We start from the raw sequence: 5,775 nt of genomic DNA, 5'->3' as shown, positions 1-5,775 counted from the left end.
TTATTTTCAAGTTTTGAAATTTCTACAATCTATAATGTTAGTGAAAATACAACCGTATTAAAAGTTCTTTCTGACAAAGCAACAACTTTTTTAATTAAAAATATTCAAGAATATTTTAAAAACTTAGAAAACGCTGATTTTAGTACAAATGATATTTTTAAGCCTTTATATGATAATGTTCAATGAGATTTTTCGGAAAAAACTACAGCTTTAGATGAAAGATTAAAATTTTCATTTAAAGAATATATTAGTAGTAAAAAAGAATTTCAGAATATAGAAATAACTTATAATGCTGTACCTTTGGTTGACCAACTAACAAAAGAAACTTTGTCTGTTCAAAAGAAAAGTTATGATATTATAAAGGATAGTAGAAATATCCATGACTTGGAATTATCACAATGATTTAAAGATGAGAACAGAAATGGTTGAAAAACTAATAGGGGTGTAACAGAAAGTGATTTTGTTAATTTTTATAAAAATAAAATTGGTCATGGTTTAAATATTAATGAAGCAGATTATTTGGATTTAGGAACTTTTAAAATTAATTTAACTTATATTAATGTTTATGGTATGGGTTTGTCAGGTTATGCCAAAAACAATGATGGTGAGGATTTAATGGTAAGTTTACAATTGTCAAAAGCGGCAATTGATAAAAAATTAAATAATTGAGGAAAGATTATTATTGCTTTTTGAAATTATATTACCAATAATGAGTTGATTAATGTTCGTTATGGGGCAGTTCAAGTGGTAGTACCAAAATTATTATTTCAAAAGTTATTAGATAAGAATCAAAGAGATGGATTAAAAGGAACTTTGAAAGTATTAGTAGATAGTTTTAAAAGTTCTAAAGAAGCAACGGATTTAGAAGACATTGAATTATTCAATTTAATATCACACCCATTATTTGAAAGAGTAAAAGGAATGAAAGATGAATATGATGCGAACAATATTGTTTTACAATGATTTCATCTATATTCGAAACAAAATTGAGCTGCTTTATTTACTTTTGGTAAAAAATTAGAGTATGGTTTATATTATTCGTTTGTAGGAGCAAAAGAAAAAAATGAGGTATCTTTACAAATATGACCGCGAAAATAAATAATTAAGTTTATAAAAAATAGGAGAAAAAAAACTATGAAAAAATTATTAAGTGTTTTAGGTGTTGTAACTTTAGCTGGTACTGGTGTATCAAATATTGTAGCATGTCATACAAAGACTAAGGTGAAGAAAGAAGATACAACTGCGCGTGATCTTGAAGTATTATCTGAGATTCAGAATAAAGCAGTTACTGCAATTACTGAGAAAATAAAAGAAAAGATGTATGTCGATAGTGGCAAAAATAATTTAGCAAAAATTTATGCAAAAGTTGATAATGGTAATTCAATGTATCAATTGAATTTAAACAATGCTGAAGATAAGAAATTAGCAAATTATTTTATTAATGATTTTACGAAGATTTTTGAAACAGTAAATTATAATTTACAGAATGAATATTCAAATTATTTTCCTAATAGTATGCCATTAAATTTTGATGAAGAGCATACAGTTATTAATGTTAATTTTGTAAATGTTGAAGCGATAAAAAATAAATTTCCTGCTGGTATTAATTCAGAAAAATTTAGTGCTGTTCGAATTGATTTTAAAGCTGCGGTAAGTATTAAATTTAAAACATTATTTTCAAGTTTTGAAATTTCTACAATCTATAATGTTAGTGAAAATACAACCGTATTAAAACTTCTTTCTGACAAAGCAACAACTTTTTTAATTAAAAATATTCAAGAATATTTTAAAAAGTTAGAAAACGCTGATTTTAGTAAAAATGATATTTTTAAGCCTTTATATGATAATGTTCAATGAGATTTTTCGGAAAAAACTACAGCTTTAGATGAAAGATTAAAGTTTTCATTTAAAGAATATATTAATAGTAAAAAAGAGTTTAAAAATATTGAAATAACTTATAATGCTGTTGAATTAATAGAACAAGTTATGAAGGGAGATTTATCTGCTAAAAATAAAGGCTTTGATAGTTTGAAAGATAATCGAAATATTAATAATTTAACTTTAGCTAATTGATTTAAAGGCGATGAAGGATCAAAGACTATTGAAAATGTTACAGAAGGTGATTTTGTTAATTTTTATAAGAATAAAATTGGTCCTGCTTTAAATATTAATGAAACAGATTATTTAAGTTTAGGAACTTTTAAAATTAATTTAACCTATATTAATATTTATGGTATGGGTTTGTCAGGAAATGTTAAAGGTAGTGATGATGAAGATTTGATGATAACTTTGCAATTATCAAAAGCCGCAATTGATAAAAAATTAAATAATTGAGGGAAAATTATTATTGCTTTTTGAAAATATATAAATAGTTTAAAAATTACAACTCAGGCAGTTGAACTTAAAGTTTCTAATTTACTATTTAAAAAGTTATTAGATAAAAATCAAAGAGATGGATTAAAAGAAGTAACAAAAATGTTATTGGATAATTTTAAAAGTTCTGAGGCAACAATGGATTTAGAAGACATTGAATTATTTAATTTAATATCACATCCATTATTTGAGAGAGCAAAAGGAGAAAAAATAGTTGATGTTAATGAACTAGAAGGCTCAGTTTTAGCATTAAAATATTCTGAAAATGAAAGTTGAGCTACTTTATTTACTTTTGGTAAAGATTTAAATAGTGGTTTATATTATTCTTTTGCTGGGATTGGGGAAAATAAATTACCAAGTAATTGTGTTTTATTTCTAATATATCCAATAATGAGATAAATGATTAAAAAATATATTAAAAATAATTTATTGTTAAAGATAGATAAATTTAAAAACTTAATCTTTTAATTGATCTTTTAATTCAGAGAAGACAATAAATTATGAAAAAGAACTTAGAATTATTATTACCTAATTTTTTTGTTAAATACTAATTCATTTTATAAAATAAGAAAAGATAGAAAAAAAATAAATTTAATAAAAAGAAAAAATAATATAAGTAAAAAAAATATTATTTGTGAAAAAATTGAATTAAAAACACCTGTAACTAAAGTTGATGGTTTTGCAAGAATAAATTCTAGTGAAAATGTATTTTTTTGAACTAAAGAATTATTCCCTAAAAATAAATACTCATTATTTCAAATAAAAGGATTGTCAAATAGTTATGAAGGCTGAGCAGAAGGAACTAGTTTTGACTCACAAACTAGCAATGGTTGGGTGAATTTATTTTCATTTGACTCTTCTGATAAAATAGTATCGGGAATACCTTTAGTAAGCGAAATAAAATTAAAAAGAAAAAATATTGGCAATATTTGATATACAGCTGATAAAGATACATATGCTATCGCATATGGCGAATTATTTTTAGATTTTGAATATGTTAATAATACTATTAATGTTAAATTAACAGCTAAAGCAACTGCTGCTAATCCGACCTTCTTGGGTTGAACCAAGACGCAGACAAAATTTTACTTTGAAATTATAATTTCTTAATTACATTATTTAAAAGCAAATTATTAACTTAATTACAATGTGCTAATAAATCAAAATAAAAACTAAGCATTTGAAATACTTTTACAAGCATTTTAAAGTTTAGTTTTTTCTTAGTATATGATATTATGGCAAAAAAATTAACTATGAAAATATTAAATTTATAATAAAAAAATAAAAAGAAAACATAAATGAAAAAAATATTATGTTTAATAAGTGCAACAGCAATTGGAATTAATGGGATGTCTTTTACAGTTGCTAATAATTCATATGAACATATAACTACTAACAAACAATTAGAAAAATTAAAACCAAACCAAATTATTAATTTAACTAAATATGATGATCAAAAATTAAGCAGGTCAGAAAGAAAAACACTAGAAAAATTTGAAATAGTTTCATCTTCGGCACGCCCTATTGTAGAATTAGAATTAGATAAACAATTAGCAAGGTTAGTGCCAAAAGTAATACCAAAATTATTAACTTCTAACCAGTATTCTTTTCAAAAAAATGCTCTTGAAAAATATTATAAATTTTTGTCATCGGACTTATTAAAATTAACACTAACAGCTAAGACTTGAATGGAAATAGTTGTTTTATTTATGTTAAATTTAAAAGAAGATTTTATAATTAAATTGAAAAATGGAATTGCTAATTTTCATAGAGAAGATCATAGTGCATGATGAAATTCAATTACAGACAATGATATAAATTCTTTTGCTGATTTAATTTGAGAAAATTTTCCTTACTATTATGACTTATTTCTTAATTTAGAGCTTGATAATCAAGCTGTAAAAATTACTTCTTATTTTGGATATACATATTATTATTTAGATCAACAAAATCCTTGAAAATATAATGATATTATTATTGGTGAAAGAACAGAACTAAAAAATAATCAAGACAACGTTACCTTCCAGCAGGAATTGAATACAGCTGTTCAAGAAAGATATAGATATGATAATGACCAATGTATTGGAAAAGATAATGTTGTTGAATGATCAACAAGAACAAAAATTAAAATTAAAATTAACAAAATTATTTGAGAGAAAATAAATACACTTTTCTTTTCCAATGGTAAATATGATTTTATTAGTAAATTAATAAATTTATTATCAATCTTTCCTCCTGCATATAATGATATTAAATATAAACTTAATTTAAAAGAGTTAAATTCTTTTGCTGATTTAATTTGAGAAAATTTTAGTTATTATTATAATAGTTCTTTAAAATTAAAAAATAATGAGTCAATTCGAATAACTTCATATATTGGATATAAAGGTGGTTTTTGACAACGTGATTATTTTGAATATTATAATGAAATTGTTGATAACAATAATGATATTGTTGAATGAAAAAAATTAATGGAAGAAAAATCCAAAATAGTCAAGTTAGAATAATAGCAAAAATACATGATGAATTTTGAAAAAAAGACAAACAACAGAGCATCCTGATATGACTACTCCTTCAACTAGTGGTATGACACAGTCAAACTTAGATGAAAAATTAGCAAAAGTGTTAACAATGACAATGAATAAGTCATTAGGTGCAGAGCAAAGACCTTCAACAAGTGGAAGTTCTTCAATTTTAAATAAAATTGATAATTATTTAGATGAGACAGAAACACAAGAGGATAAATGCTCAAATGAATTAGAAGATTCTATACTTTCTTTAATAATAAGTGAAATTGATAAATATTTTGAAAGTTCTGAAGGTGAGTGGGTATTATTAAAAAATGAAATTAATAATTACTTTCGCAATAGAGGGAGTGTTTCAGCTTCACTACGAGATAAAATTAATCAATATTTTAGTGATAAGGAAATCCAAAGTAAAAGTATTTGAAAAAAATGTATAAAAATATGAAAAAACCATTTAAAACTATAAAAGAGTTAATTTCAAGAACAAATCAAGAATATGAATCAATGAGTTGCAGTCAAGAATATTTTCGTCAATATGAAGAGATTGAAATTGAAGATGACATAACGCCATTGTTACCAGTCAGAAATAATTTTATTTTAAAATTTATAATATTAGCTATCCTAGGTGATATATTAGGTGCCAGACTATTAAAAGATTTAAATTTGATTTAAAAAATAATTTAAAATAATTATTAAAATATGCATCTAAAAAAGTCAGTATCTTTAAAAAATTTTACGAACTTTTTAAAAGAGATGCATTTTTATTTGGGGAATTATGTAAAATGAAGTGCAACAAACCTTATTAGTCAAATAATACAATAAAAATCATAAAAAATCAATTATAAATTTTTAAAAATCAAAATATTTATAGTTTTTA

The 5,775-nt window shown here is 23.4% G+C and carries 6 protein-coding genes; all 6 read left to right on the top strand.

What is annotated here, in order from left to right:
* On the top strand, positions 1 to 1,098 hold a 1,098-nt coding region (locus EHU54_RS04165; protein ID WP_400249091.1), incomplete at its 5' end, for a hypothetical protein.
* A 36-nt stretch (positions 1,099 to 1,134) separates the two neighbouring features.
* The gene (locus EHU54_RS04160; protein ID WP_400249090.1) at positions 1,135 to 2,772 is read left to right on the top strand and encodes a lipoprotein; all 1,638 of its coding nucleotides are present in this window, start codon (positions 1,135 to 1,137) and stop codon (positions 2,770 to 2,772) included.
* Between the two features lie 138 nt (positions 2,773 to 2,910).
* A complete protein-coding gene (locus tag EHU54_RS04155; RefSeq protein WP_400249089.1) occupies positions 2,911 to 3,483 on the top strand; it encodes a hypothetical protein in 573 nt (190 codons plus the stop codon).
* 188 nt (positions 3,484 to 3,671) lie between these two features.
* Entirely contained in the window at positions 3,672 to 4,880 is a 1,209-nt protein-coding gene (locus EHU54_RS04150; protein ID WP_400249088.1) for a hypothetical protein, read from the top strand.
* Between the two features lie 22 nt (positions 4,881 to 4,902).
* A complete protein-coding gene (locus EHU54_RS04145; protein ID WP_400249087.1) occupies positions 4,903 to 5,364 on the top strand; it encodes a hypothetical protein in 462 nt (153 codons plus the stop codon).
* Positions 5,340 to 5,570, top strand: coding sequence for a hypothetical protein (locus EHU54_RS04140; protein ID WP_400249086.1), 231 nt, complete (start codon positions 5,340 to 5,342; stop codon positions 5,568 to 5,570). Before EHU54_RS04145 ends, EHU54_RS04140 begins: the two co-directional genes overlap by 25 nt.
* The last annotated feature ends 205 nt before the right edge of the window (positions 5,571 to 5,775 follow it).

The sequence above is a fragment of the Spiroplasma sp. ald genome, assembly GCF_044714355.1.
Taxonomy (GTDB): Bacteria; Bacillota_I; Bacilli_A; order Mycoplasmatales; family Mycoplasmataceae; genus Spiroplasma; species Spiroplasma phoeniceum.
This window is presented reverse-complemented; position numbering and strand designations above follow the sequence as displayed.